Here is a 25,360-nt window from a genome sequence, read left to right on the forward strand (position 1 = left end):
GTGGGGTGAACCGGCAGGGATGCCGGTTTAGCCGCCTCAGGCCATGGATGGCCGGTGGCGGCGGCCCCACGCAGCAAGGTCGGATTTCGGGTATGCCGAGCGCCAGCGAGGGACCCAGTGGTGGGGCAAGAGCGTTTTGCTTACTTTTGCGCTTCTCAAAAGTGAGGCGCCGTAAGGGCGCAACCAATATCAGCCGTTACCGCAGAAACGGATATGTACACCCAAAGACGTAAGCAGAACTCCACACTGGAGATGAAACGCCATGTCAGCTAGCATCGCTTTTTTTGTATCTGCCAGGACTGCCTGCCCATGAAAATCGTTTCATTCAACATCAACGGGCTTCGCGCCCGCCCTCATCAGTTGGCAGCACTGATCGAAAAGCACCAGCCCGACGTCATTGGCCTGCAGGAAACCAAAGTCTCGGACGAACAATTCCCCCAGGCCGATATCGAAGCGCTGGGCTATCACGTGCATTTCCATGGACAGAAAGGCCACTACGGCGTCGCGCTGCTCTCCCGCAAAATGCCTTTGGCGATGCACAAAGGCTTCGAAACAGATGATGACGAATCGCAAAAACGTTTCATCTGGGGCACATTCGCTGACGACAACGGACAACCGATTACCATCATGAACGGCTACTTCCCACAAGGAGAAAGCCGCGACCATCCGACCAAATTTCCCGCCAAACAACGTTTCTACAACGACCTTCAGACACTGCTGGAAACCCGCTTCAGCAACGACCAGCCACTGATTGTCATGGGCGACGTGAACATCTCTCCGGAAGACAGCGACATCGGCATTGGCCCGGACAACGCCAAACGCTGGCTGAAAACCGGTAAATGCAGCTTTCTTCCCGAAGAGCGTGAATGGATGGCACGCTTGAAAAACTGGGGGTTGGTGGACAGCTTCCGCCACCTGCACCCGGAAGTCATCGACCAGTTCAGCTGGTTTGACTACCGCAGCCGCGGTTTCGAGGATCAACCCAAGCGCGGCCTGCGCATCGACCTGATCATGGCGTCCAATGGATTGCAGCCTCGCATCAAGGCAGGCGGAGTGGATTATGAACTGCGTGGCATGGAGAAGCCGTCGGACCATGCGCCGATCTGGCTTGAGTTGAGCTGATTCCCAACTGATGGCGTGAGACCGGTGTTAGCCGGAAGGCTGCATTCCTGCTGACACATGTACAGCATATATATCGGCCTCTTCACGGTTTAAACCGGTCACACGTCGTAACGCACCTGCACGAACCCAACTGTCATCTTCCCGTAACCAATCCGACTTAATCTCCCGGCACTTTCCTGATATTTAAGGTGCCGCACATGCTGCGCGCTGTGTCTTTGCTGGCCGCCCTCGCCTTATTGGCGTTTGACGCGACAGCCAGTCTCCCCTCATCCACACGCGACGATCCTGTGCTACGCATTCACGGCTCCAACACCATCGACGCACAGTTGGGCCCCGCGCTGGTTGAAGGACTCATGCGCAAACAAGGCTTGCGTGACGTGAGTACCGAACCCGGCCCCTCGGTTAACGAACTGCGGGTCGTAGGCACGAGCGCTGATGGCAAGCCGCTCAAGGTTGAGATTGCCGCTCATGGCTCCGGCACCGGATTCAGCGCACTGAAGGCCAGGAAAGCTGACATCGCCGCGTCTTCACGCCCGATCAAGGAAAAAGAAATCCAGGATCTCGCGGAAATCGGCAACCTGAAAAGCCCAGGCGCCGAGCAAGTCATCGCCATTGATGGGGTCGCGGTGATCCTGCACCCCGGCAACCCCATACGGGAACTGACCACTGAGCAACTGGCCCGCGTGTTCGCCGGGGAAATCCGTAACTGGCAGGCGTTGGGTGGCAAGGATGGGGAAATCCATCTTTATGTTCGCGACGAACAATCAGGCACTTTCGAGACGTTCAAGGAACTGGTCCTGCTCAAGTACGGCAAGACACTCGCTGCCGGTGCGAAGCGCTTTGAGTCCAGCGAACAACTTTCCGACGAGGTCAGTGGGGATCGCAACGGTATCGGGTTTATAGGCCTGCCCTACGTTCGACACGCGAAGGCTGTAGCAGTGGCTGACGGCGAGTCGCGACCGATGTTGCCAACGGTCAGCCTGATTGCTACCGAGGATTATCCGTTGTCGCGACGTCTGTATCTTTATCTGCCGATCGAAGCGCGCCAGCCCTGGGCAACTGCGCTGGTGGATTTTGCCCAGAGCGCGGAAGGTCAGGCGATCGTCGCGCAAAACGGCTTTGTCGCGCAGACGGTACAGACCATCAAGGTTCAGGCCACGGCGCAGATGCCAAGTGAATACCAGACACTGACCCGGGAAGCCGAGCGTTTGTCAGTCAATTTCCGCTTTGCCCAAGGCAGCGCCAAACTGGATAACAAGGCTTTGCTGGACGTGCAGCGGGTCGCGGATTATCTGAAACAGCACGGCAAGCTCGACCAGCGCGTTACCCTGGTTGGCTTTGGCGACGCCAAAAGCGATCCCCAGCGCGCGCAACTGCTTTCCCGGTTGCGCGCCATGGCGGTTCGGCGGGAGTTGATGAAGAGCAATATTACCTTGCGGGAAGTGGTCGGTTTCGGTGACGAAATGCCCGTGGCCGCCAATGATCTGGATGACGGTCGTATCAAGAACCGGCGGGTGGAGGTCTGGGTGGATTAATGGGGTGTTGCCGATAATCTGATGTGAGTCTCCAGGCCTGCCCCACTCCGGTGGGCGAATTCACTCGCGAAAGCGCCTTCCCGACGAAGTGGAGCGGCACCCCGATCAATCCCACCTGGCAATCCAGGGCTTGAGATCATGATCAACCTTTGGAAGCCCCATTAAGACTCCCGCTCGGCTATCCTCCCAAATACCAGAAAAGCAAGAAAAGGAGGCATTGTGAACCCATCATCAGAAGATGAGCCTTCAACGCCTCAAGACAGCAAGCCACCCACATTCTGGCAAATGCTGCACAGCGTTCTGGCCGCCGCATTCGGTGTGCATGGCGGGAAAAATCGGGAGCAGGACTTTACTCACGGAAAACCGATACATTTTGCAGTCATAGGGCTGTTGTTCACCCTGTTCTTTGCAGCGCTATTGTTCGGTGCCGTGCATCTGGTCCTTTACTTCGCCCTGAGCTGAAGACACTGGCGCATGATGGGGCTGACTCGACAAGAATGAATAACCTGTTCCAGCAGGTTTGCCCTCCAGACTCAAGGCACGGAAATCAACGCCGTAATCATCGCGTTTGCTGTCGATACGGATCTGTTTCAAATCACTGATACGCACTTCTTTCATGACAAGGGCCAGGCGAGCACCGATACTTTTCCGAGTCGCCAGATCACCAGCATCGTAATCATGCAGGATAACCATCGCCAACCCACCCAGCATGAAGTGCCCGCCGGCCAAAGCGCTGATACGCCCATCCTGTAAAGCGTCCAGGGATTGCGGCGACCAGTTGATTGAACTGAACAGCACACTCTTGCCCGGTTCCCGGCCGGTAGCTCGGGCTGCATCCATAGCGCCGAATGCCATCTGATCATTCGCAGACCAGACCAGGCTGATATGCGGGTAGCGCTTGAACAGCATCAGCGCTTGCTCATAAGCCCGATCGCGTCGCCATCCGCCCAAAACGATCTGCCTCAGACGGATTTCAGGATGCTCGGCCAGCGCACGGTGCAAGCCCTGCTCGCGCTTCAAGGAAACCGGTGTGGTGTTGGTACCCGCGAAGGCGAGCATTTCCATCGTTTCGCCTGCGGCTAACGGCGCATGCAGGCCAATAAGGCGTTTAGCCGTCAGGTAACCACCCTCCTCGTCATCCCCGACCAGGCTGCCGATAAAGTTTGGATAGCGTTGCGGCAGGTCGCCAAGAATGCGCAACTGGTCAGCGGTCAACGTGTTGTTTACGGCAAAAAGCTTCACATCGCTGCCTTGGGACAAGCGAAGAATTTCAGGGGCGATATTGAGCTCGTTCGAGAACATCAAATAATCCGGACGACTCTCTCCCTGCAGGGCATCCCGCGCCAATTCAACCAGTTTTCGCGTATCACGATTGCTGTAGCGCACGGTGAGGCTCATGTCGAGCCGGGTTGCCGCAGCCTGCATGAAGCGCGCGTAAGTCGACCAATAGCCGTCCGATGACGGACCGGGGCTTAGAAATACCACTGAAGCAGCGCTGGCTGAGTTCAGCCAGCAACCTAAAGCAATAGCGAGCACGCCGCAGAAAAATCGGGTCATACCAACAAGCCTTGAGAAGTAGTCAAAGATCAATTGAAGATCTTTGACTAGCTATCGGCCGCCGACCCGATTGTCTGCACCGTGAAATTTAGCTGATGGCGATTATTAGTGACTGACCCAGAATAAGGCCGCGCCCATAACGAGGATAATAATGAAGAAGATAGCCCAGGCGTCGACATGGCTATCTTTTCTGGACATTTTCGGGTGATTGCTCATACACATTGCCTCTTGTCTGTTTTATTAGTGGCAGCACGGATCAAACAATGAGTCTTTGGTCATTTCAGGTCAGACTCGACCCTAGTAAAGCCGAGGGATGCCCTTACCACAAGCAGGGTTAAGGGCGTCAGACCGAATGCTTATCACTTTTAGCTATTTGCATATATGTAAACGCCACTTTTGCGTATATCCGCAAACTGGTATCTTCCCCCGGCTCCGTAAGGAGTGCGCGGCCGTGCGCGCAGATTTGCTGTGGTAATTGCCTGAGAACAGGACCTATATGTACGTATACGACGAGTACGACCAGCGGATCATCGAGGACCGTGTAAAACAGTTCCGTGATCAGACCCGACGCTACCTCGCGGGAGAACTCAGCGAAGAAGAGTTTCGCCCGCTGCGCCTGCAAAATGGCCTCTATATCCAGCGTTTTGCGCCAATGCTGCGCGTGGCTGTGCCTTACGGCCAGCTGACTTCACGCCAGGCACGGATGATGGCAAAAATCGCTCGCGATTATGACAAGGGCTACGCGCACATCAGCACACGGCAGAACGTTCAGTTCAACTGGCCCGCGCTGGAGGACATCCCCGATATCCTGGCTGAGCTGGCAACGGTGCAGATGCACGCCATTCAGACCAGCGGCAACTGCCTGCGCAACGTCACCACTGATCAGTTCGCCGGCGTAGCGGCTGACGAGTTGGTTGACCCGCGCCCTTGGTGTGAAATTGTCCGTCAATGGACAACGTTCCACCCGGAATTTGCCTATCTGCCACGCAAGTTCAAGATCGCGATCAACGGCTCCACCAGTGACCGCGCCGCCATCGAAGTTCACGATATTGGCCTGGAGCCGATTCGTAACGAAGCAGGCGAGCTAGGCTTCCGTGTTCTGGTTGGCGGTGGTCTTGGCCGTACGCCCGTCGTTGGCGCCTTTATCAACGAATTCCTGCCGTGGCAGGACCTGTTGAGCTATCTCGACGCGATCCTGCGGGTTTACAACCGCTACGGCCGTCGTGACAACAAGTACAAGGCGCGGATCAAGATTCTGGTCAAGGCACTGACACCGGAAGTCTTCGCCGAGAAAGTCGAGGCGGAAATGGCCCACCTGCGTGGCGGCCAGACCACATTGACCGAAGCTGAAGTGCATCGCGTCTCCAAACACTTCGTCGATCCTGAATACAAAGCGCTGGAAGATTTCAGCGCAGAGCTGGCGAAACTGGATCAGGAGCATCCGGGCTTTGCTCGCTGGCGCACGCGTAACACCCTGGCCCACAAGAAGCCGGGCTATGTCGCCGTTACCCTGTCCCTCAAGCCTACCGGTGTTGCACCGGGCGACCTGACCGACAAGCAACTCGATGGCGTCGCTGATCTGGCCGATCGTTACAGCTTTGGCCAACTGCGTACCTCTCACGAGCAGAATATTATTCTTGCCGACGTCGAGGAGTCTCAACTGTTCACGTTGTGGCAGGAACTGCGTGAGCAAGGCTTCGCCACCCCTAACGTGGGTTTGCTGACCGACATCATCTGCTGCCCTGGCGGCGATTTCTGCTCGCTGGCCAACGCCAAGTCGATCCCGATTGCCGAATCCATCCAGCGCCGTTTCGACGACCTGGATTACCTGTTCGACATCGGCGAGCTGGACCTGAACATTTCCGGTTGCATGAACGCATGCGGTCACCACCATGTCGGCCATATCGGCATTCTGGGCGTGGACAAGAAAGGCGAAGAGTTCTATCAGGTCTCCCTGGGTGGCAGCGCCAGTCGTGACGCCAGTCTGGGCAAGATCCTCGGCCCTTCCTTCGCCCAGGACGCTATGCCGGACGTGATCGAGAAGCTGATCGACGTTTACGTTGAAAAACGTAACGAAGACGAGCGCTTTATCGACACTTACCAGCGTATCGGCATCGACCCTTTCAAGGAGCGCGTCTATGCAGCGAATAATTAAGAATAACGAAGTCATCGATGAAACCTGGCACTTGCTGCCCAAGGAAACGTCCTTTGATGAGTTGTCCAATTGCGACGACCTGATCGTTCCTCTCTCGCTATGGCGCGAGCACGGTCATGCCCTGGCTGCCCGTGACGGCGGCCTGGGTGTCTGGCTGGACAGCGATGAAGAAGCTGAAGAAATCGGTGCTGATGTCGACAAGTTTCAGGTCATCGCCCTGAACTTCCCGGCCTTCACCGACGGACGCAGCTACTCCAACGCCCGCCTGCTGCGTGATCGTTATGGCTACAAGGGTGAATTGCGCGCTATCGGTGACGTACTGCGTGATCAACTGTTTTACCTGCATCGCTGCGGCTTTGATGCGTTCGCGATTCGCGCTGACAAAGATCCCTACGAAGCACTCGAAGGCTTGAAGGACTTTTCGGTGACCTATCAGGCTGCAACCGACGAGCCGCTGCCGTTGTTCCGCAGACGTTAAGTTTTTCGTTGCACGATCAAGCCCAGGTCTGGATTTCCAGCCTGGGCTTTTTCTTTTTCGGTCGGAGCGACAGGGATAGCACACCACCTTGTTCATGAGGCGGCATTCAGGATCGACATCTCGCGAACTGGTTCTTCTGCCGATCACCAGAACTGTGGGAGATTCTATATTGGCCTGCAAACACAAATCCGTGGGAGCGAATTCATTCGCGAAGGGGCCGGTACATTCGATGTATCTGCACCGTCAGGAACGTCGCCTTCCCGAATGAACTCGGTCCCACAGGCTCTTCATGAGCCGAGTCGTGCGCAATCCCGTGGGAGCGAATTCATTTGCGATGGGGCCGGTACATCCGATGTATCTGTGCCGTCAGGAATGCCGTCTTCGCGAATGAATTCGCTCCCACCGGGATCAACGCTTGCAGGCGAACATAGAATCTCCCACAGGGATCACCCAATCAGCCGACGCGATTTACCTCTTACACAGCGTTATCGTTTTTCACGGGCGAACTTCGCTGTAACAGGCCCCCGATCAATCAAACCTCATTGGCTGCAAGGCCTCCTCCCACCCACTCCGCCTGGGTCAATTGTGTCATCAGCTCCTCTTCATCTCGCTGCCGCTGTTTCATAATCGCGTCCGCCTGATCTTTGTAAGCCGCGTCCGACATGGGGCGTTCGCTTTGCAGATCATCAAGGGCCTCCATACGCAATGCAGTAGCGCGCTGACAGGCTACAAACTCATCGGCGTACTGGCGTTTCAAGTAGTCAATCCAGAAATCACGTCTTATGGCAAAGGCAGTCAGTTCCTCGGGCGTTTCACGGCTCAACACGGATTGCTCAGCCCTGTTCAGCGCATCATCGGTAACGTCCGCGGAGGTGGAAAACTGCATGGTGCGGGAGTTGATCGGTAACTCCAGGCGACTGGCAAGGCCGACACGATAAGCCAACTGCACTTCAACCTCCTCGGTGAAGCCGACACGTGCGTCGGCATCCAGGCGCGCAAGACCATCGACTTCTTCAAGACGAAACAGCCCCCGTAACAGCTTCAGCAATTGCGGCCCTTCTCTCCCGCCAGTTGCCAATGAGCGGGCGCGACTGACAAGGACCTCCAGCTCCATGTTGCTGAAAATCACGGCCGCACCGTCGACGCAGGTTTCAGGGAACGCCGCCATCGCGATCAGTCTGGAGCGTAAAAGGTCATCTTCGGCCCCCGCCTCCAGAAGATCCCAGACCCTTTGCATCACGGCTGCACGACTCAAGCTGAAATCTGCCGAGCCCTGCAAGCGCGAGATAATTTCAAAGAAGTCAGCAGCATGCATCTCGCTCCAGAACAGACTCCATACGGCTCGCCGATGCACACGCTCCATCGCCGGCGTCTGAGCCAGCCAGAACTCTACGTTGTCGGCCACTTCAGTAAAAACCATCGGGCCGCCAACCGTACCGATACGGATTCGGGTGCCAATGGAAAGAGGATTGCCGTCCAGCAGCGTGTGATCCGCAGCGCCGGGCATTTCGAAGAAGGACTCAGGCAGCGTCGTAATCTGATTGCCGCGCAGGTCCAGTGCCACCAGACCGGGAATATCGAACACACCGACGGGAGCGTCCACAAGGCCGGTCCCGCGCAGAAAAAGATTGAGCAGTTGCGGCATGCCCCGAACGTCAAGCAGTGGCCCTATGGGATTTCGCTCAAGGTTGAGCAACCGCAGGTTAGGCAGACGCCTGAGCGTTTGCACCATGTCGGCAGTAAGCACGATGCGGTTGTTGGCTAGGGTCAGACGAGTCAGGTGTCGCAGATTGCGAATACCTGCGGGTATCACGGACAGGAAGTTGTTTTCGACATTCAGCCAACTCAGTCCGGGGCATTTAGCTACAAGGGCGCTCACCGACTGTTGCGACATATAAGTGCGCGAAAGATTAATAGCCGTGACATGGCTAAAGTCGCCGGGCAGATAAGGCAGATCGCCAATCACCAGACCAGACAGGTCGATCATATAGCCATCGAGATGCCGGGCAGCGACGCCTGTGACCGGTGTTTGGCGCTGCCAGCAGCGCTTGATGATGTCAGCCGCATTGCGCCGGGACATGCTGGATACTGGTATCGAATGGGTTTCAGTCACCGGTCGCCAGCCCACCGGGCCGTTGACCCAGCGCTCAAGGCTGCGGTCCAGCGCCTGAAAGTCCATCGACAGTCGCGCCAGTTGTATTTCGATTGAAGTACCGCTAGCTCGTAGACCCGCAATAAAATCAGCGGTCTGCTGCGAGGTGAAGCCGGGATAAAGCGCCTTGACCTGTTGGTGCAATGAAGCCTGAGGCATGCCCGAACTGGCGCTAGAGACTGCGCTGTCGTCCATTCCACCTTTAAGGCCACCGAGATCAATGTCCCACTGATCGGTGTCCAGCTGCTTGATGAAAGGGCCAACCCTGCCCGTTCCATCCGGAGCAGTAATACGCCACTGACGCGCAGACTGCTCCCAGCAAACTTCGTAAGCCTTGTCGTGAATCGCCACGAAGTAATGCCCATCTGCAAAGTGGATATCCAACATGCCATTGGGCCCATGCACAGTCGGCTCGCCCAGCAATGACGCGGGCGGTGCCTCGAATGATTTCAAGGACTGACGCAGGCCGGAATCCAGTGATCGCAGATTGGGAGGCGCCATTTCGAAGCGCAGACGCGGCCCGCTCCCAGGCACTACGCGTTGACCGGCCAATGACTCTGTCTCATCGACAACAGTCAGCGGCTCAATGGTTGATGTTGCATCAGACAAATCGACAGCGACTTTGACAAAGCCTTCCGCGGCTAATGGCAGCGCGTTGAAGACGCCAAATTCGATGCGCCGCGCTGCTCGTTTGCGCTCTTCAAAGGTTTTGCCCTGATGTGCCTGAACCGCTCCCACGCCGATCAACGTGGTGGAAAGACCGATAATGAACGGCACAGCCTCGGGCACCATCAGCGCGATCAACCCTGTAAACACCAGACTGCGCGTCAGGCCTTCGGCCAATCCCTCGAGGTGCGCGTCGCTGCGGGTATGGATAACCGACCTTGCGTCAGCCCTCAAGCGCGCTTGCAAACTGTCACGCACGGCGTCAAAGGGATCACCGACAATCTGTTTGCCCGCGTGCACATATTGGTGCGGCGGCCAGCTGCCGGTGGCTCTGTTAAGCCAGTGCGGATAGGCAGCTACACCCTCCAGGGCCGTATACAAGCCACTCAGGAACAACCCGTCGCTGTCGTCTCGCTCTTGAAAATGCGCCGCCAGGGCCAGACGTTTGGCGGGCTCGCGGCATTGGGTCGCCAGCCAATACGAGAGTTTGCTTTCATTTTCAAAACCCTGCAGGGGCGATGAATTTCCAGGGATATACAGCAGCGTGCGGTTACTGCGTTTGTTCTTGACCAGCAGGATGTCGGTAGCGGAGTAGTGATGGACTTTCAACGGTGAAACGACAATATGACTTGCGACTCGAAACGGCTCGGCAAGCCTTACCGGGGTGAGCGTTTCCCAACGCTGCGCTGCCGTAAGGCCCACGGATTCAAGTGCCAGTTGCCAGTCAACCTCGCTTAATGTTTTTTCACGCACCTGCAGGAAAGCGGCTTTGATAAAGGCGGCTTTAGCCAGGACCGGAAATGACTGCGCATGTGTCGAGAGCAACTGCTCGATGTAATCACTGTAGAAAGTGCGCAGGTCCGTGTCTTTGACGAACTGCTTGAACTGGTCAGGGCTGATACTGATGTGAGTTGAAGCGTCATAGCGCTGTGGCGTGGTTCGCTTGTAAAGCCCTTCATAAGTACGCACCGTGAAATTCGGCAACAGATTCTCGACCCGTTTCAAGGCAATGCCGCCGGGCCTCCAGACCTGGACAGCATCCAGAAACCTGAATAGATTTGAACAACCCTGTACATGACTCAGCAGCGCCTCAGTCAGCGTCAGCGACTTCTTCACAACTGCCGGATAAGGAGCGTTGGCGGGCGGCGAATTGAAATGGAGTGTCGTCAGGCAAATGGCGTCCGGATCAATGTCCATCGCCCAGTATTGAGTGGCGTGTGCTTTGATCAAATCTCGGGCAAAGCTCGCCGGGCCTTTAATAACAGCCCCATGAGCGCTGACGAAAGTATCCAGAAGCGGGTTGTTGGCGAGGTAGTCGACGGGTGTCGGCATTTTAGGCAATTTCCTTATTGCAAAGAGACTGCCAGTCTTGTCGATATAGCGGCGCGGAGTGGCCTGTATAAATACCGCGCGTTGATTTATTCGAGACAATAAAAAGCGCCGCCGGCAATTGCAGGCGGCGCTCGAAGGTTTTACCAGAAACGTTGTTGAGTCAGACGACTCCACCAGCCCAGCAGGAGTCGGTCCACTGAACCGGCTGCGGCCATGCCCATGCGCTCTTGCAGGCTTTTACGCTGCACATAATGCAAGTGGAACACTTCGGCGGTCTTGGCGCGCTCACCGATGTACTCGTCGCTGGTCTTGAGCTCATCGACCAACTGCTTATCGAGTGCTGCAACGCCCAGCCATACCTCGCCGGTGGCCACTTCATTAATGGCCAGTTGCGGACGGTAATTGGCAACGAAGTTCTTGAACAGGTCGTGGGTGATGTCCAGATCCTGTTGAAATTTCTCACGGCCTTTTTCGGTGTTTTCGCCAAACACAGTCAAGGTGCGCTTGTACTCACCAGCGGTCAGCACTTCGAAGTCGATGTCATGTTTTTTGAGTAGACGATTGACGTTAGGCAACTGCGCGACAACACCAATCGAACCCAGAATGGCGAAAGGCGCGCTGATGATCTTGTCTCCGATGCACGCCATCATGTAGCCCCCGCTAGCCGCCACTTTGTCGATACAAATGGTCAGCGGGATGCCGGCCTGACGAATGCGGGCCAGTTGCGAAGAGGCCAGGCCATAGCTGTGAACCATGCCACCGCCGCTTTCCAGGCGCAGAACCACTTCGTCCTTGTCGGTGGCCAGGGTCAACAGCGCTGTAATCTCGTGACGCAGGCTTTCAGTGGCAGAAGCTTTGATATCGCCATCGAAGTCCAGAACGTAGACGCGGGACTTGGGCTCGGCCTGCTTCTTGTCCTTCTTGAGACTTTTGGCCTGCTCTTTACGCAGCGCCTTGAGACGATCCTTGTCCAGCAGGGATTGCTCAAGGCGCTCACGCAAGGCTTTGTAAAAATCGTTGAGTTTGGTGACTTGCAACTGCCCGGCTGACCGACGGCGACCTTTGCCGCGCATAGAAGCAATAGCCACCAGCACAATGACGATAGCGACAACCAGGGTGACCGTTTTGGCCAGGAAGCTGGCGTAATCGGCTAAAAACTCCACAGAGACTCCTCACTTGGATTGCGCCCTTACCATTCAAGGGTCGCGGATGGATCAAGCATACCGGTGCGACCAGATGGCGACCAGCCGCCAATCGTTTCATAATGGCCATTCAAACAAGCGTATGTTTTTTCATTGACACGCCTTAGGCATCCTCATAACCTCGCAAACACTTCAACGTACCGGGAAACGGACGTGGGCAGCATCTATCTGATACGACATGGACAGGCATCCTTTGGTGCCGACGATTACGACGTGCTGTCGCCGATCGGCATTCGTCAGTCAGAAGTACTCGGTGCACATATCGCCCGGACCAACTTCAGGTTTGATCGCTGTATCACTGGCAGCTTGCGCCGTCAGCAGCACACTGCCGAACTGACGCTGGGTCAACTTGATGCTGCCGGGCTGAAAGCCCCGGAACTGGAAATCGATCCAGCGTTCAATGAATTCGATGCTGAATCCGTCATCCGCGCCCTGCTACCCACTCTTGAAAACGAACCCGAAGCGTTGCATGTGATGCGTAATGCCGCTCAACACCGTGCCGAGTTTCAGCGCCTGTTTTCAATGATCGTCTCTCGCTGGCTCAGCGGTAGCCATGACAATGAAGGCTTGCAGAGCTGGCAGGCATTTGTTGCTCAGGTTCATGCTGGATTACGCCGAATACTTGAACGGGCGGAACGCGGCGAACATATTGCCGTGTTCACCTCGGGCGGCACCATTACCGCCCTGCTCCACCTGATTACTCAAATGCCGGCCGAGCAGGCTTTCCAGCTCAACTGGCACATCGTCAACACCTCGTTCAGCCACCTCAAATTTCGTGGTCACGAGGTTGCCCTGGCAGGCTTCAACAATTTTGCACACTTGCAACTAATCAATACGCCGGAACTCATCACTTATCGGTGATCCAGGCAAACCTTGCAGAACAACCACTAGAAAGGACCGAACCATGACCTCCGTAGCCGACGCCGTTCAAGCCATGAAAGCCAAGTTCAACCCAAGTGCCGCCGCTGGCCTGGACCTGGTTTTCGGCTTCCGTATCGATGAAGACAAACATTTCTCGCTGATCGTCAAAGACAGCACTTGCGAGCTGCAGGAAGGCGAAAACCCTGATGCGCAGGTCACGCTGGTGATGGACGGCGAAACGCTGGAAGGTATTGTCAGCGGCGAGACCGACGGCATGCAGGCGTTCATGGGCGGCAAGCTGCGCGCTGAAGGCGACATGATGCTGGCGATGAAGCTCAGCGAATTGTTCCCGGCCTGATTGCAACGCCCTGAACATGAAAACCGAAGCCTGCGTGCTTCGGTTTTTTTTGGCTGTTTTTTCTGGGTTTCTATAAAAAATACGCCTAACTGATTTTAATGATTTTCTGTAGGAGCTGCCGAAGGCTGCGAAGCATTTCTCCTGATACACCGCGATCGCAGCCTTCGGCAGCTCCTACAAGTCTAATGTTTGCTTCGCAAAAGCGCTGTGTCAGGCACAGAGCGATCTCCTACAGGTCACCCGTTTGCTGCGTGACAGCGTGGGGTCAGGGATACCAAGGCTATTTCTACAGTATCAAGCCCATCAAAACCGATGATCAACCGGCAACACGGCGGCCAATAAGACAGTTTGAACATTGTTAGCTACATTCGATTAGTCAATGATCTACGCGCACCATAATAAGCAGAAGGGATAAGCATGGCGCTTACTGACCAGTCCACAGAGATCCGTGCAGGCGAAGAGCTGGATGCCGCGCTGATAGACCCCTACCTGAAGGCACAGATTCCCGGCCTTAAAGGGATACCGCACATCAGCCAGTTTCCCGGTGGCGCGTCTAACCTGACGTATCTGCTGCAGTACCCTGACCAGGAGTTTGTACTGCGACGCCCGCCCTTCGGCCACAAAGCCCGGTCGGCCCATGACATGGGGCGGGAATTCCGCATCATCAACCAGCTCAAGGATGCCTTTCCATACTGCCCGAAAGCTTATCTGCACTGCGTGGATGAGTCAGTGATCGGTTCCGAATTCTATGTAATGGAGCGAATCAAAGGCATCATTCTGCGTTCGGACTTGCCAGCGGATCTGAACCTGGATGCCAGCCAGACCCAAACCCTGTGCAAGAGCTTCGTTGACCGCCTGGTGGAATTGCACCGCGTGGATTATCAAGCCTGCGGCCTGGGAGACCTGGGCAAGCCCGAGGGCTACGTGGAGCGCCAGATTCGCGGCTGGACGGAGCGCTATGACAACGCCCGCACACCGGATGCGCCCGAGTGGACGCAGGTCAAGGCATGGCTCTCGGATAAAATGCCTGCTGACCACCCTGTACCCGCCATCGTCCATAACGACTATCGCTTCGACAACGTACTGCTCGACCCCGCCAACCCGATGCAGATCATTGGCGTGCTGGACTGGGAAATGACCACCCTCGGCGATCCGCTGATGGATCTGGGCAACACCCTGGCTTACTGGATTCAGGCCGACGACCCGGCCCCGGTGCAGTTGATGCGGCGTCAGCCCAGCCATGCGCCGGGGATGCTCACCCGACAGCAATTCGTCGACTACTACGCTGAACGTTCCGGCATCCGCATCGATAATTTCGATTTTTACTACACCTACGGACTGTTCCGCCTGGCCGGGATCGTGCAGCAAATCTACTATCGCTTTTTCCACGGCCAGACACAGGACAAGCGCTTTGCGCAGTTCATTCACATGAACAAGCTGCTTGAGCACATGAGCCTGCAGGTGATTGCCAAATCTACGCTCTGACTGCAACCCGACACTGCGACCCGACAAGGAAAATAATATGTCCAGAACCGAACTGTTCGACCTCGACGGCAAGATCGCCTTCGTCTCAGGAGCCAGCCGCGGCATTGGCGAGGCCATCGCCAGATTGCTCGCACGGCAAGGCGCACACGTGATTGTCAGCAGCCGCAAGATCGACGGCTGTCAGCACGTGGCAGACGCCATCATCGCCGATGGCGGTCAGGCGACGGCAATGGCTTGCCATATTGGTGAGATGGAACAGATCACCGCGGTGTTCGCGCAGATTCGTGAGCAATTCGGGCGGCTGGATATTCTGGTCAACAACGCGGCCACCAATCCGCAATTCTGCAACGTGCTGGACACTGACCTGGGCGCATTTCAGAAGACCGTGGATGTGAATATCCGGGGCTATTTCTTCATGTCGGTCGAAGCTGGCAAATTAATGCGTGACAGCGGGGGTGGCAGCATCATCAACGTGGCGTCGATCAACGGCGTTTCTCCGGGGGTTTTTCAGGGTATCTACTCAGTCACCAAAGCGGCGGTGATCAACATGACCAAGGTGTTCGCCAAGGAATGCGCGCCTTTTGGCATTCGCTGCAACGCTCTGTTGCCTGGCCTGACCGATACCAAATTCGCCTCGGCACTGGTCAAGAACGACGCGATACTCAAGACCGCCCTGCAGCAGATTCCCCTCAAGCGAGTGGCAGACCCTTCTGAAATGGCCGGTGCCGTGCTTTACCTGGCAAGTGCGGCGTCCAGCTACACGACGGGCGTGGCGCTGAATGTGGATGGCGGGTTTCTGTCCTGACTGCGCGCGGGGAAATCGTTCGCTGCCTACGCTTCGATTAACTCTGTGGGAGTCGGGCTGAACCGCGATCAGGCTGGAAACAGCTCTCGGATAGACCAAGGTGTTCTTATCGCGGGCCCGGCTCCCACAGGTTTTGCGTAATCTTGCTCCACCTTTCCAACTGCGCCACTACCTGCAGTAACATACGCCGCTTCCGGGCAGCCTTTTCTGCCCGACTGCCAAGTAAGCCCTTCCCATGCCTTTTGAACTGAGTGTCGAACCGGGCACCCTCGCGGTGCTGGTTGTCGTTGCCTTTGTTGCCGGTTTCATTGATGCCATTGCCGGAGGCGGCGGCTTGCTGACCACCCCGGCGCTGATGACAGCGGGCCTGCCACCGCATCTCGTGCTGGGCACTAATAAACTCAGTTCGACCTTCGGCTCGGCGACTGCGAGTTTCACCTTCTACCGGCGCAAGCTGTTTCATCCTCGGCAATGGACCCGTGCCCTGATCGGGACCGCTGTCGGCGCACTGATCGGTGCAGCGATCGCTCAGTACCTGCCCGGCGAATGGATCAACCAGATGCTGCCGGTGATTGTTTTCGGTTGCGGGCTCTACCTGCTGTTCGGTGGCACGCCCAAGGCGCCGTTGAACAGCGATGCGCCCATCAAGAAAAAATGGCAGTTGCCTCAAGGCCTGGGGCTGGGTTTTTACGACGGTGTTGCTGGTCCGGGAACGGGTGCCTTCTGGACGGTCAGCTCACTGCTGATCTACCCGCTTGATCTGGTCAAGGCCAGTGGCGTGGCACGCAGTATGAATTTCGTCAGTAACGCGGCCGCGCTGTCGGTGTTTATCTTTTCCGGTCAGGTGGACTGGCTGATCGGCCTGAGCATGGGTATCGCAGTGATGCTGGGGGCCGCGCTTGGCGCCCGTAGCGCCATCAAAGGCGGGGCGAAATTCATTCGCCCGGTGTTCATCACGGTCGTGCTTTGCCTGACCGCCCGCCTAGCCTGGCAGCACTGGTTCGGGGGCGCCTGAGCGCTGCGCCAGATACAGTTCGATCAGATGCCGGGCAATCGAGCGGCTGGCAGGTAATGGCGGTAGGTCATTGATATTGAACCAGCGTGCGTCTTCGATTTCGTCCGGCTGGGGCACAATTTCGCCACTGTCGTATTCGGCATGGAAGCCCAGCATCATGGAATGCGGGAACGGCCAGCACTGACTGCCCACGTAGCGAATGTTTTTCACCTTGACCTGCACCTCTTCCATGACTTCCCGGCGCACGCAGTCTTCGGCGGATTCACCCGGCTCAACAAACCCGGCCAAGGTGCTGTAAACCCCGGTCACGAAGCGTGGCGACCGCGCCAACAGCACTTCATCGCCCCGGGTAATCAGCACGATCATGCTCGGCGAGATGCGCGGATAGAAACGCAGGTTGTCATACTCGCAATACATGGCACGCTCCCCCGCCACCTGCACGGTGGGACGTCCGCAACTGCCACAGAATCGATGCTCCCGTGCCCAGGTGCTGATCTGGGCGGCGTAACCCAGCTGCTGGAAGACGTCGTAATCACCGGACAACATGAACTGACGCAACCCTTGCCAAGTGCAGCCTTCGACTTCGACGGGGTCTTTCAGAACGTATAGATACACCGGCTCGCCATCAAAATGGCCAATACCGTGCTCACTGATGAGGGGCAGCGCCTGTTGTTTGAGCCACTCACGAGGAAACATTGCCCCGTTACCATCCAGCAGGAAACCTTGCTCGCTGTGCACAACAGCCCAACCGCCCGGAGTCTGAACATCCAGTACAGCGGTGGTCCAGCGACTGGGGACTGACATAAGAACTCCCTGATGAGTTGATCTGATTCTCGCGCTATTTTTGCTCTAGTTGTCGAAGACAGGCTTCTGCTTGCTCATCTGTGCAACCATGGCCGTATTCAAGTCCGCCGATTGCAGCATGGCTGCGTTCCAGATGGCAACGTGCTCAAGCCCGTCATCGACACGGTGATCACGCATGTAGCTGATCATTTCCTTGGTTCCAGTAATAGCAATTGGCGACTTGGAAGCGATTTGCGCAGCGATGCCCAGAACACCTTCAAGCAGCCTGGCGCTGTCGGCGAAAACGCGGTTGACCAGGCCAATTTCGCGAGCTTCCGCGGCTTCTACAGTCCGCCCAGTGTAAGCCAGTTCGCGCATGATACCGTCCCCGATGATGCGTGGCAGGCGTTGCAAGGTGCCGACATCCGCAGCCATGCCCATATCGATCTCCCGAATCGCAAACTTCGCGTCCTCGGCGCAATAGCGCATGTCGCACGCTGACACGAGGTCAATGGCACCACCGAGGCAATAACCCTGAATGGCTGCAAGTACCGGCTTGCGACACTGGTCGACCGCAGTGAACGAGGCTTGCAACTGCTGAATCTTGCGCCGCAACGTCCGGGCATTACGCCCGGCGTCCTTACCCAGCTCGTTGGCGACCGAAGCCAGCAGTGTCAGATCGATGCCAGAAGAAAAGTGCTTGCCCGCCCCGCTCAGCACCACGACGCGAACTTCATCGTTCTCATCAATCCACTGGAAAATCTCAATGATTTCAGACCAGAATGCAGCGTCCATGGCGTTGACCTTTTCCGGTCGATTGATCTGCACGTGGGCGATGTGATCACTAAGCTTTACGACAAAGGATTGGTAGTCAGACACGGAGGTTCCTCTCTTGATTTTTCTTGTTCTAGCCACGACTCGATTCAGCCAAAGACTATATCAACACTGGCCGTTACGCGATAAGGCGGCAGTTGTGCCATACGCTGGATATCCGTCCCGAAACCCCGCTGAAAGCGGGCTGCACGGTGCGAAAGTCTGAACGCTCCCGACACTCAGCGGTCCGTTAATAGGTAAGTGATAGTGAGCTGCGTCATAGGCATTGACAGCGCAGCGGCCGATTTCAAGGCTATGCCACACCCCTAAGGTCGCAAGAGGGCGATTCTTGACTACATCAAAAGCAGCAACCGGTATTGTGGGCCTCGATGACATTCTGGCGGGTGGTCTTTCCCGGCGGCATGTGTTTCTACTCGAAGGCGAACCCGGCACAGGCAAGACGACTGTAGCTCTGCAATTTCTTCGTGCAGGTGCCCTTGAAGGCGAACGCTGCCTGTATATCACCCTGTCGGAAACCGACATCGAACTGCGCGACGGTGCAGCTTCCCATGGCTGGACGCTGGACGAGAACATCGTTATCTACGAGCTCACGCCACCTGAAAGTCTGCTCGATGCAGACAATCATCAAAGCTTGTTGTATTCCTCGGACCTGGAGCTGGGCGAAGCAACGCGTCAGATTTTTGAAGTGGTCGAGCGTGTGAGACCTACCCGGGTCGTCATCGACAGCCTCTCAGAGATCCGCTTGCTGGCGCAAAGCTCCCTGCGCTACCGACGGCAGATTCTGTCCATCAAGCATTACTTCACGCGCTACGACGCGACGGTGCTGCTGCTGGATGACCTGACCACCGAAGCACTGGACAAGACGGTGCACAGCGTCGCCCATGGCGTTATTCGCCTGGAAGAACTGAACCCGAATTACGGCGCCGAGCGGCGTCGCCTGCGAGTGGTCAAATATCGCGGGCAGAAATACCGCGGTGGCTTCCACGACTTCACCATCAAGGGTGACGGCATCCACGTTTTTCCTCGGCTTGTGGCTGCAGAACACCGCACCCGATTCGAACGCGGAATACTCTCCAGCGGCGTTCCTGAGCTGGATGCATTATTGGGCGGCGGCATCGACGGGGGCTCCAGCACCTTGATTCTGGGGCCAGCGGGTACTGGTAAGTCGCTGATCTCGCTAGTATTCGCGGCTGCAGCTGTGGCCCGCGGCGAACGTGTCGCGCTGTTCATTTTCGATGAAGAGCTCGGCCTGCTGTTTACCCGCATGCGTAAGGTCGGCATCGATCTGGAAGCGCTGGAAAAGAGCGGCAATCTGCTGATTGAACAGGTCGACGCCGCTGAACTGTCGCCGGGCGAGTTCGCTCACCGGGTACGTGCCAGCGTCGACGAAAAGCAGATCAAAACCGTGGTCATCGACAGTATCAACGGCTATACGGCGGCCATGCCGGAAGAGAATGCACTGATTCTGCATATGCACGAACTGTTGCTCTATCTCAATCGCCAAGGCGCCTCGACATTCATGACCGTTGCGCAACATGGCCTTGTGGGTGACATGCGTGCTCCGGTTGACATCACTTATCTGGCCGATACGGTCATGTTGTTACGCTACTTCGAAGCCCAGGGTGAAGTGCGCCGCGCAATCTCAATCATCAAGAAGCGTACTGGCACTCACGAATCTACCATCAGGGAGTATCGCATCAGTCATCAAGGCCTGAGGATAGGCAAACCGCTCTCAGCGTTTCAGGGTGTGCTCAGCGGCATTCCTCAATACGCCGGATCAAACAGCCCCTTGATGCAGGATGACGAGGAGTGAGCACCCTCGGACTGCTATCGGAAAGGGCAATTATCCTGGCCCCACGGGGCCGGGACAGCCAGATCGCTTTAATGATTCTGCAAGAGGCGGGTTTCCCCGCCCTCGTCGCCCATACCCTTGCCGACCTGAGCGCTGAGCTGAGCCTCGGCGCGGGTATGGCGATCATCGCCGACGAGGCCCTGCGCGGCAAAGACATCGGCATTCTGGTGCAGACCCTGGAGCGCCAGCCGCCCTGGTCGGACCTCCCTGTGGTGCTCCTTACCCATCACGGCGGCCCGGAAAAGAGCCCTTCGGCCTACCTGGGCACCATGCTGGGTAACGTGACCTTCCTTGAGCGCCCTTTCCATCCCTCCACACTGGTCAGTCTGGTCACCACCGCAATCCGCGGACGTCGGCGACAATACGAAGCCAGAGCGCGCATGGAAGACCTGGCGGAAGGCGAGCAACGTTTACAGAACGCACTCAAAGCCGGACGTCTGGGCTCATGGCAACTTGAAGCCGAGTTCCTGACCCTCGACTGCTCGGATATATCCCGCTCTCATTACGGGCGCAGCGAGAGCGAGCGCTTTGACTATGAAGACTGGCTCGACGCGGTCTTCGCCGAAGACCAGCCTCGCATGCAATCGGCGCTGCAGCGCAGCCTGGACAGCGGCGACGATTTCATCATCGAATATCGCAACGTATGGCCTGATGGCTCATTGAATTGGGTTGATGTCCGGGCGCGTGCCATTCGCGCCAAGAATGGCCGGGTCAGCTCTTTGGCAGGGGTGACGTCTGACATCACCGAGCGCAAGCAGGCTGAAGCGCAACTGCGACAACTCAACGAAACCCTTGAGCAGCAGGTCGAAGAACGTACCTCCCAGCTCAAGCACAACGAAGAAGTGTTGCGCCAATCGCAGAAAATGGAAGCGGTTGGCCAATTGACCGGGGGCATTGCCCACGACTTCAATAACATGCTGACCGGCATTATCGGCAGCTTGGAGTTACTGCGAAGGCGTCTGGCTCGCGGGAATACCGAAGACCTGAACAGCCTGATTGACCTGGGCGTTACGTCCGCCAACCGTGCCGCCGCCCTGACCCATCGATTACTTGCCTTCTCCCGCCGCCAGTCACTGGACTCCAAACCGGTCGAGATGAATCAGTTGATCAGCTCCATGGGCGAGCTGCTCAACCGAAGCCTCAACGAGAGCATTCGTCTGGAGCTTCACCTGCACGAGCAGCTCTGGACTGCGGAAGCCGACCCCAACCAACTGGAAAGCGCCCTGCTCAACCTGGTGCTCAACGCCCGGGACGCCATGCCTGATGGCGGTCTGTTGATCGTTGAGTCGTCCAACGAGAGTCTGGACAGATCCTTCACCAATGCCCACGAGAACCTGCTGCCTGGCGATTACGTGGTGCTCAGCGTCAGTGACACCGGTTACGGCATGCCGGACAGCGTAATCAGCCGCGCCTTCGACCCGTTCTTCACGACCAAACCCATTGGTCAGGGCACCGGGCTCGGTCTTTCGATGATCTATGGCTTCAGCAAGCAGTCCCACGGCCATGTCGCAATCAAAAGCGAAGTAGGCAAAGGCACCACGGTTCAGCTATACCTGCCACGCTTCAAAGGCCAGCAGACTCAAGACGAGCAGATCATCCACAGTCCGGAGAGCTTTGCCAAAGAAGGCGAAACGGTGCTTATCGTTGAGGATGATGCCGCAGTCCGGGTATTGGTCAGCGAAGTTCTGGGCGAATTGGGTTATGCCTACGTGGAGGCGGGTTCCGGACCTGAAGCCGTGCCTATCCTGGAGTCCGGCCAGCGTATTGACCTGCTGATCAGCGACGTCGGTCTGCCGGGCATGAACGGTCGGCAACTGGCCGAAATAGGCCGTCAGTTGCGTCCGAATCTCAAAGTGCTATTTATCACCGGTTATGCCGAGCACGCGGCCGTCAGAGCGGGCTTTCTCGATGATGGCATGCAGATGATCACCAAGCCGTTCGCCTTTGACAACCTGACGTCCAAGGTTCGGGAGATGATCGAGGAGTGAATGACTGTTGCGGCGCCATCAACCCGATAGGTGATGGCGCAAGGAGATGATCGATTCAGGCCAGAAGCTTTTCGATCTGGGAATGCAGGGTCTCCATATTGAATGGCTTGGCCAGAATCGGCGCCTTTTTCGCAATGGGGCTGCCGGACTCGACGATTTCTGCCGGATAACCGCTGATGAAGATAACCTTCAGTTCCGGCCGAAGTTTCACGGCAGGCTCTGCGATCATCACGCCGGATATCCCGCCAGGCAGGCGGTAATCAGTGATCATCAGATCCAGATGGGGCTTGGTGGCAAGAATTTCGAACGCCTGCTCACCGTTCTCCGCCTGCAACACTCGATAGCCCTCGCCCGACAGATAGTCGGCAAGCAACATCAGGATCAGCGGCTCGTCTTCGACGATGAGGACGACATTTTCTGCATCAGAGCTCATGGAACTGCCTTCGGTTAAATAGCTGCCATTACGACCATGATGATGGCCGTAGGTTGCGTAAATATCGGATAAATCTGACGTTGATTTCTTGCGCTGCTAAACCGGCAGGCAGACCCTGAACATAGAGCCTTCGCCTTCTGCGCTTTCCACAACAATGCGCCCACCATGAGCAGACACAATCTGGTCAGAGATAAACAAACCGAGGCCCAGTCCATGCACCGCATGGTTGGCAGCAACCCGTTCGAACTGCTGAAAAATCCGCTGCTGGTTTTCCGCGCTGATACCAATGCCCTGATCATGGACCTCAACCCGCGCCTCACCGTCCTCAGCGTAAACGCGGACCTTGATGGGCTTGCGGGCGCCATAGCGCAGGGCGTTAGTCAGCAGGTTGGCAATCACTTGCTCGATGCGGAACTCGTCCCACACACCGATGACTGGCTCTTCAGCCTTGAACGTCACACTGGATTCGGCCGCTGCAATCTGCGCGGAGAAGCTTTCGAGCAGGTTACTGACCAGTTCGGCAAGATCGAAGGCGCTGGTGCGGATCGACAGCTTGCCAGTGCGAATACGTGAGACATCAAGCATGTCTTCGATAAGGCGGATCAGGCTCTGAATCTGGCGCTCGTCACGATCAACCATGGCCCGCAGCTTTTCCATGGTGAACGCTGCGGCGTTGTCTTTGGCCAGGTGCAGCTTGCGCAGCTGGGTTTCCAGAATCAGTCCGTTCAGCGGCGTGCGCACTTCGTGGGAGACGATTGACATGAAGTCGTCGCGCATCCGCACGGCGTGCTCCAGTTCGTTCTGAGTCACCTGCAGCTTTGCCAGCAACTGCTCCTGCTCTCGACGACTCTGCTCCAGCGCTTCGACCTGCAGTTTCATCGCCTTGCGTTGGCGATACAGGTCGACGAATACGTTGACCTTGCTCTTGACCGCATGAATGTCCAGAGGCTTGTGCAGAAAATCCACAGCGCCGCTTTCGTAACCCTTGAAGGCGTAGTTAAGCTCGCGCCCTGCGGCACTGACAAACACAATTGGAATATTTTTGGTGCGATCCGTGCCGCGCATCATTTCCGCGAGCTCAAAGCCGTTCATGCCCGGCATCTGAACATCGAGGATGGCCATGGCAAATTCGTGCTCAAGCAGCAACGACAAGGCCTCATCGGCCGACAAGGCTTTATAGACCTCACGATCTTCGCGCTTGATCAGCGCTTCGAGCGCCAACAGGTTTTCCGGCAGATCATCAACGATCAGCAACTTGGCTTGAATGTCACTCAGCATGCAATTCGTTCCAGCTCGACCAACAGTTGGCCTATATCGTTTAAAGGCAGGAGGTAATCAGGCTTATGAAGCGCCAGGGCGGCATCAGGCATGGTGCGCGCCTGAGCCTCGTCCGGATCCTGAACCACCGTCATGCCGCCGGAAAGCTTGATACACGACAGACCATAGGCGCCGTCGTTATTGGCGCCTGTCAACAGGAAACCCGCCAGACGCGGCCCGTAGGCATCCGCGGCTGACTGAAAAAGAATGTCGATACTTGGCCGGGAATGAAATACCCGATCCTCCTGACTCAGCGACAGGCTCAAATCATTTTCCACCGACAAGTGATAACCCGGCGGCGCGAAATAAAGCGTACCAGGAGCAATATCTTCCTTATCGTCCGCTTCTTTTACCTTGAGCGGTACCCGCGCCTGAAAAACCTGAGCCAACTGACTAATGCGCTTTTCAGGTACATGCAGCACAGTCAGGATAGGCAACCGATAACCGACCCTCAGCGATGCAAATATCTTCAGCAGCGCATCGACTCCGCCGGCGGACGCACCTACCACAATGGCGTCTACGACCGGCAGTGGTGAGTCAATTACGTCATTGCCAGAGAATGATCTTTTCATGTCTTGCGGTAGATCCGTTCCGGTTTGACCAAAGGCTCGAAATGGCTGCTGTAGCCGGAAAAATCCAGCGTTTCCTTGCTGCCCAGTACCAGAAACCCCCGGTGACAGAGCGACTCATGGAAGAGCCCGAACGCGCGATCCTGCAATTTCTTGTTGAAGTAAATCAGTACATTTCGGCATGAAACCAACTGTGTTTCGGAGAACACGCTGTCAGTTGCCAGACTGTGGTCAGCGAACGTCACGTTTTCACGCAGGGTTTTGTCGAATATCGCGTAATCGTAGGCGCTGGTGTAGTAATCGGAAAACGCGCACTGACCGCCAGCCTTCTGGTAGTTATCGGTATAAGCACGGACATTTTCCATAGAGAAAATCCCCTGCCTCGCCTTGTCCAGCGAGCTCGGGTTGATATCAGTGGCGTAAATGATCGTCCGGTCCAGCAGGCCCTCTTCGCGCAGCAGAATGGCCATCGAGTAAACCTCTTCGCCCGTGCTGCATCCGGCAATCCATACCTTGATTGACGGGTAGGTGCGCAGCAGCGGAACTACCTCCTGACGGATCGCCAGAAAATGCGACGGATCGCGAAACATCTCGCTGACCGGGATCGTCAGAAATTGCAGCAATTGCATGAAGGCCTGAGGGTCGTGAATCACCCGTTCCTGCAATGCAGAAATAGTCGTGCAGTCAAACTGGCGCAGCGCGTGACTGATGCGGCGCTTCACCGATGCGCCGGAGTAGTCACGAAAGTCGTAGCTGTACTTGAGATAAATAGCCTCAATCAACAGACGTATTTCGATGTCCGTGTTTCTGTCTTGAGACATGGCGGAACCTTTAGGTGCGGGCTGGATGCTCAGCTTGGGC

General features: G+C 56.5%; 21 protein-coding genes. 12 read left to right on the forward strand and 9 right to left on the reverse strand.

From position 1 onward, the window contains the following. The first annotated feature begins 309 nt into the window (after window positions 1-309). The 3 genes from xthA (at window position 310) to RX972_RS04915 (ending at window position 3,119) form a co-directional block, all read left to right on the forward strand. On the forward strand, window positions 310-1,122 hold the full coding sequence (xthA, locus tag RX972_RS04905; protein ID WP_231665896.1) for an exodeoxyribonuclease III: 813 nt from the start codon (window positions 310-312) through the stop codon (window positions 1,120-1,122). Between the two features lie 197 nt (window positions 1,123-1,319). Continuing rightward, a complete protein-coding gene (locus RX972_RS04910) occupies window positions 1,320-2,657 on the forward strand; it encodes a phosphate ABC transporter substrate-binding/OmpA family protein (RefSeq protein WP_316873041.1) in 1,338 nt (445 codons plus the stop codon). 285 nt (window positions 2,658-2,942) lie between these two features. Next, a complete protein-coding gene (locus RX972_RS04915; RefSeq protein ID WP_080238313.1) occupies window positions 2,943-3,119 on the forward strand; it encodes a DUF2970 domain-containing protein in 177 nt (58 codons plus the stop codon). Here RX972_RS04915 and RX972_RS04920 read toward each other — a convergent pair. Beyond that, entirely contained in the window at window positions 3,072-4,214 is a 1,143-nt protein-coding gene (locus tag RX972_RS04920) for an ABC transporter substrate-binding protein (RefSeq protein WP_122703659.1), read from the reverse strand. The genes RX972_RS04915 and RX972_RS04920 overlap by 48 nt on opposite strands. 496 nt (window positions 4,215-4,710) lie before the next feature. Here RX972_RS04920 and RX972_RS04925 point away from each other — a divergent pair, with 496 nt between their 5' ends. Continuing rightward, on the forward strand, window positions 4,711-6,369 hold the full coding sequence (locus RX972_RS04925; protein ID WP_027902229.1) for a nitrite/sulfite reductase: 1,659 nt from the start codon (window positions 4,711-4,713) through the stop codon (window positions 6,367-6,369). Next, on the forward strand, window positions 6,353-6,847 hold the full coding sequence (locus tag RX972_RS04930) for a DUF934 domain-containing protein (protein WP_027902228.1): 495 nt from the start codon (window positions 6,353-6,355) through the stop codon (window positions 6,845-6,847). The genes RX972_RS04925 and RX972_RS04930 overlap by 17 nt, the downstream gene beginning before the upstream one ends. Window positions 6,848-7,379: 532 nt before the next feature. Here the strand turns inward: RX972_RS04930 and RX972_RS04935 are convergent. Together RX972_RS04935 and sohB are read right to left on the reverse strand one after the other, a co-directional pair. Next, the gene (locus RX972_RS04935; RefSeq protein ID WP_316873047.1) at window positions 7,380-10,997 is read right to left on the reverse strand and encodes an NEL-type E3 ubiquitin ligase domain-containing protein; all 3,618 of its coding nucleotides are present in this window, start codon (window positions 10,995-10,997) and stop codon (window positions 7,380-7,382) included. A gap of 140 nt (window positions 10,998-11,137) precedes the next feature. Continuing rightward, window positions 11,138-12,160, reverse strand: coding sequence for a protease SohB (sohB, locus tag RX972_RS04940; protein WP_316873049.1), 1,023 nt, complete (start codon window positions 12,158-12,160; stop codon window positions 11,138-11,140). Window positions 12,161-12,352: 192 nt separating this feature from the next. Between sohB and RX972_RS04945 the strand changes: the two genes are divergently transcribed. From RX972_RS04945 to RX972_RS04965, 5 genes are all read left to right on the forward strand, one after another. Next, window positions 12,353-13,060, forward strand: a complete 708-nt coding sequence (locus RX972_RS04945; RefSeq protein WP_316873051.1) for a histidine phosphatase family protein — start codon at window positions 12,353-12,355, stop codon at window positions 13,058-13,060. Between the two features lie 43 nt (window positions 13,061-13,103). Further along, entirely contained in the window at window positions 13,104-13,418 is a 315-nt protein-coding gene (locus RX972_RS04950; protein ID WP_027899113.1) for an SCP2 sterol-binding domain-containing protein, read from the forward strand. A gap of 417 nt (window positions 13,419-13,835) precedes the next feature. Continuing rightward, window positions 13,836-14,903 (forward strand): phosphotransferase family protein, encoded by a 1,068-nt coding sequence (locus RX972_RS04955; RefSeq protein WP_316873055.1) that lies wholly within the window; start codon window positions 13,836-13,838, stop codon window positions 14,901-14,903. A 37-nt stretch (window positions 14,904-14,940) separates the two neighbouring features. Beyond that, window positions 14,941-15,708: an SDR family oxidoreductase gene (locus RX972_RS04960; RefSeq protein WP_316873058.1), complete on the forward strand. Its 768-nt coding sequence runs from the start codon at window positions 14,941-14,943 to the stop codon at window positions 15,706-15,708. A 235-nt stretch (window positions 15,709-15,943) separates the two neighbouring features. Then, window positions 15,944-16,723 (forward strand): TSUP family transporter, encoded by a 780-nt coding sequence (locus RX972_RS04965; RefSeq protein ID WP_027899110.1) that lies wholly within the window; start codon window positions 15,944-15,946, stop codon window positions 16,721-16,723. Here RX972_RS04965 and nudC read toward each other — a convergent pair. Together nudC and RX972_RS04975 are read right to left on the reverse strand one after the other, a co-directional pair. Then, the gene (nudC, locus tag RX972_RS04970; protein ID WP_316873061.1) at window positions 16,691-17,527 is read right to left on the reverse strand and encodes an NAD(+) diphosphatase; all 837 of its coding nucleotides are present in this window, start codon (window positions 17,525-17,527) and stop codon (window positions 16,691-16,693) included. The two genes, RX972_RS04965 and nudC, sit on opposite strands and share 33 nt — an antisense overlap. Window positions 17,528-17,572: 45 nt before the next feature. Beyond that, a complete protein-coding gene (locus RX972_RS04975; RefSeq protein ID WP_316873063.1) occupies window positions 17,573-18,385 on the reverse strand; it encodes a crotonase/enoyl-CoA hydratase family protein in 813 nt (270 codons plus the stop codon). 283 nt (window positions 18,386-18,668) lie between these two features. Between RX972_RS04975 and RX972_RS04980 the strand changes: the two genes are divergently transcribed. Then, entirely contained in the window at window positions 18,669-20,153 is a 1,485-nt protein-coding gene (locus RX972_RS04980; RefSeq protein ID WP_316873065.1) for an ATPase domain-containing protein, read from the forward strand. Beyond that, window positions 20,150-22,180 (forward strand): response regulator, encoded by a 2,031-nt coding sequence (locus tag RX972_RS04985; protein WP_231674652.1) that lies wholly within the window; start codon window positions 20,150-20,152, stop codon window positions 22,178-22,180. The genes RX972_RS04980 and RX972_RS04985 overlap by 4 nt, the downstream gene beginning before the upstream one ends. A 55-nt stretch (window positions 22,181-22,235) precedes the next feature. On the opposite strand, the gene RX972_RS04990 is transcribed toward RX972_RS04985, so the two are convergent. The 4 genes from RX972_RS04990 to RX972_RS05005 all read right to left on the reverse strand — a co-directional run bounded on the left by RX972_RS04990 (window position 22,236) and on the right by RX972_RS05005 (window position 25,320). Further along, window positions 22,236-22,613 (reverse strand): response regulator, encoded by a 378-nt coding sequence (locus tag RX972_RS04990; protein WP_027899105.1) that lies wholly within the window; start codon window positions 22,611-22,613, stop codon window positions 22,236-22,238. Window positions 22,614-22,709: 96 nt separating this feature from the next. Continuing rightward, window positions 22,710-23,891: a hybrid sensor histidine kinase/response regulator gene (locus RX972_RS04995; RefSeq protein ID WP_027899104.1), complete on the reverse strand. Its 1,182-nt coding sequence runs from the start codon at window positions 23,889-23,891 to the stop codon at window positions 22,710-22,712. Then, window positions 23,885-24,502 (reverse strand): chemotaxis protein CheB, encoded by a 618-nt coding sequence (locus RX972_RS05000; protein ID WP_122703680.1) that lies wholly within the window; start codon window positions 24,500-24,502, stop codon window positions 23,885-23,887. The genes RX972_RS04995 and RX972_RS05000 overlap by 7 nt, the downstream gene beginning before the upstream one ends. Next, window positions 24,499-25,320: a CheR family methyltransferase gene (locus RX972_RS05005; RefSeq protein ID WP_122394746.1), complete on the reverse strand. Its 822-nt coding sequence runs from the start codon at window positions 25,318-25,320 to the stop codon at window positions 24,499-24,501. Before RX972_RS05005 ends, RX972_RS05000 begins: the two co-directional genes overlap by 4 nt. Between the last annotated feature and the right edge of the window lie 40 nt (window positions 25,321-25,360).

Origin of the sequence: Pseudomonas syringae group sp. J309-1 (assembly GCF_032582135.1) — a bacterium.
GTDB lineage: Bacteria > Pseudomonadota > Gammaproteobacteria > Pseudomonadales > Pseudomonadaceae > Aquipseudomonas > Aquipseudomonas quasicaspiana.

What these genes read in the sequence shown, in the direction of transcription:
- xthA (WP_231665896.1), top strand. Translation starts at nt 310, where the DNA reads ATGAAAATCGTTTCATTCAACATCAACGGGCTTCGCGCCCGCCCTCAT.
- RX972_RS04910 (WP_316873041.1), top strand. Translation starts at nt 1,320, where the DNA reads ATGCTGCGCGCTGTGTCTTTGCTGGCCGCCCTCGCCTTATTGGCGTTT.
- RX972_RS04915 (WP_080238313.1), top strand. Translation starts at nt 2,943, where the DNA reads ATGCTGCACAGCGTTCTGGCCGCCGCATTCGGTGTGCATGGCGGGAAA.
- RX972_RS04920 (WP_122703659.1), bottom strand. Translation starts at nt 4,214, where the DNA reads ATGACCCGATTTTTCTGCGGCGTGCTCGCTATTGCTTTAGGTTGCTGG.
- RX972_RS04925 (WP_027902229.1), top strand. Translation starts at nt 4,711, where the DNA reads ATGTACGTATACGACGAGTACGACCAGCGGATCATCGAGGACCGTGTA.
- RX972_RS04930 (WP_027902228.1), top strand. Translation starts at nt 6,353, where the DNA reads ATGCAGCGAATAATTAAGAATAACGAAGTCATCGATGAAACCTGGCAC.
- RX972_RS04935 (WP_316873047.1), bottom strand. Translation starts at nt 10,997, where the DNA reads ATGCCGACACCCGTCGACTACCTCGCCAACAACCCGCTTCTGGATACT.
- RX972_RS04950 (WP_027899113.1), top strand. Translation starts at nt 13,104, where the DNA reads ATGACCTCCGTAGCCGACGCCGTTCAAGCCATGAAAGCCAAGTTCAAC.
- RX972_RS04955 (WP_316873055.1), top strand. Translation starts at nt 13,836, where the DNA reads ATGGCGCTTACTGACCAGTCCACAGAGATCCGTGCAGGCGAAGAGCTG.
- RX972_RS04960 (WP_316873058.1), top strand. Translation starts at nt 14,941, where the DNA reads ATGTCCAGAACCGAACTGTTCGACCTCGACGGCAAGATCGCCTTCGTC.
- RX972_RS04965 (WP_027899110.1), top strand. Translation starts at nt 15,944, where the DNA reads ATGCCTTTTGAACTGAGTGTCGAACCGGGCACCCTCGCGGTGCTGGTT.
- nudC (WP_316873061.1), bottom strand. Translation starts at nt 17,527, where the DNA reads ATGTCAGTCCCCAGTCGCTGGACCACCGCTGTACTGGATGTTCAGACT.
- RX972_RS04990 (WP_027899105.1), bottom strand. Translation starts at nt 22,613, where the DNA reads ATGAGCTCTGATGCAGAAAATGTCGTCCTCATCGTCGAAGACGAGCCG.
- RX972_RS04995 (WP_027899104.1), bottom strand. Translation starts at nt 23,891, where the DNA reads ATGCTGAGTGACATTCAAGCCAAGTTGCTGATCGTTGATGATCTGCCG.
- RX972_RS05000 (WP_122703680.1), bottom strand. Translation starts at nt 24,502, where the DNA reads ATGAAAAGATCATTCTCTGGCAATGACGTAATTGACTCACCACTGCCG.
- RX972_RS05005 (WP_122394746.1), bottom strand. Translation starts at nt 25,320, where the DNA reads ATGTCTCAAGACAGAAACACGGACATCGAAATACGTCTGTTGATTGAG.